Genomic DNA, 1820 nt, shown 5'->3' on the forward strand with positions numbered 1-1820 from the left:
AGAAAGGCGAAAATAATCGCTTGACTCCGGAGGCAAAAAGCGTAAGATACGCAGCCTCGCAACCCGGAAGAGATGTCCGGTTGCCAACGCTCTTTAACAAATTAATCAGACAATCTGTGTGGGCACTCGCAAGACACTAAACTCAGCCGAAAGGCAAAATGATTTAAAGTCTTGAAGAGTGACTGACAGTTAATTCATTACGAACTAACAGTAGAATTCTTTGAGCATCAAACTTTAATTGAAGAGTTTGATCATGGCTCAGATTGAACGCTGGCGGCAGGCCTAACACATGCAAGTCGAGCGGCAGCGGGGGAAAGCGTGCTTTCCTGCCGGCGAGCGGCGGACGGGTGAGTAATGTCTGGGGATCTGCCCGATGGCGGGGGATAACCACTGGAAACGGTGGCTAATACCGCATAATCTCTGTGGAGCAAAGTGGGGGACCTTCGGGCCTCACGCCATCGGATGAACCCAGATGGGATTAGCTAGTAGGTGGGGTAAAGGCTCACCTAGGCGACGATCCCTAGCTGGTCTGAGAGGATGACCAGCCACACTGGGACTGAGACACGGCCCAGACTCCTACGGGAGGCAGCAGTGGGGAATATTGCACAATGGGCGCAAGCCTGATGCAGCCATGCCGCGTGTATGAAGAAGGCCTTCGGGTTGTAAAGTACTTTCAGCGGGGAGGAAGGCGTGGAGTTGAATAGACTTCACGATTGACGTTACCCGCAGAAGAAGCACCGGCTAACTCCGTGCCAGCAGCCGCGGTAATACGGAGGGTGCAAGCGTTAATCGGAATTACTGGGCGTAAAGCGCACGCAGGCGGTCAATTAAGTTAGATGTGAAATCCCCGGGCTTAACCTGGGAATGGCATCTAAGACTGGTTGGCTAGAGTCTCGTAGAGGGGGGTAGAATTCCACGTGTAGCGGTGAAATGCGTAGAGATGTGGAGGAATACCGGTGGCGAAGGCGGCCCCCTGGACGAAGACTGACGCTCAGGTGCGAAAGCGTGGGGAGCAAACAGGATTAGATACCCTGGTAGTCCACGCTGTAAACGATGTCGATTTGGAGGTTGTGGCCTTGAGCTGTGGCTTCCGGAGCTAACGCGTTAAATCGACCGCCTGGGGAGTACGGTCGCAAGATTAAAACTCAAATGAATTGACGGGGGCCCGCACAAGCGGTGGAGCATGTGGTTTAATTCGATGCAACGCGAAGAACCTTACCTACTCTTGACATCCACGGAATTCTGCAGAGATGCGGAAGTGCCTTCGGGACCCGTGAGACAGGTGCTGCATGGCTGTCGTCAGCTCGTGTTGTGAAATGTTGGGTTAAGTCCCGCAACGAGCGCAACCCTTATCCTTTGTTGCCAGCACTTCGGGTGGGAACTCAAGGGAGACTGCCGGTGATAAACCGGAGGAAGGTGGGGATGACGTCAAGTCATCATGGCCCTTACGAGTAGGGCTACACACGTGCTACAATGGCAGATACAAAGAGAAGCGACCTCGCGAGAGCAAGCGGACCTCATAAAGTCTGTCGTAGTCCGGATTGGAGTCTGCAACTCGACTCCATGAAGTCGGAATCGCTAGTAATCGTAGATCAGAATGCTACGGTGAATACGTTCCCGGGCCTTGTACACACCGCCCGTCACACCATGGGAGTGGGTTGCAAAAGAAGTCGGTAGCTTAACCTTTAGGAGGGCGCTGACCACTTTGTGATTCATGACTGGGGTGAAGTCGTAACAAGGTAACCGTAGGGGAACCTGCGGTTGGATCACCTCCTTAACTAATGAGCGTGAATTGTGAGTGTTCACACAGATTGTCTGAT

Annotated in this window: 1 rRNA gene; it reads left to right on the forward strand. The window is 53.0% G+C overall.

Annotation, left to right across the window (positions count from 1 at the left end):
- Positions 1-235: 235 nt before the first annotated feature.
- Positions 236-1777, forward strand: a 16S ribosomal RNA gene (locus Xedl_RS19415).
- The last annotated feature ends 43 nt before the right edge of the window (positions 1778-1820 follow it).

Source organism: Xenorhabdus eapokensis, assembly GCF_001908105.1.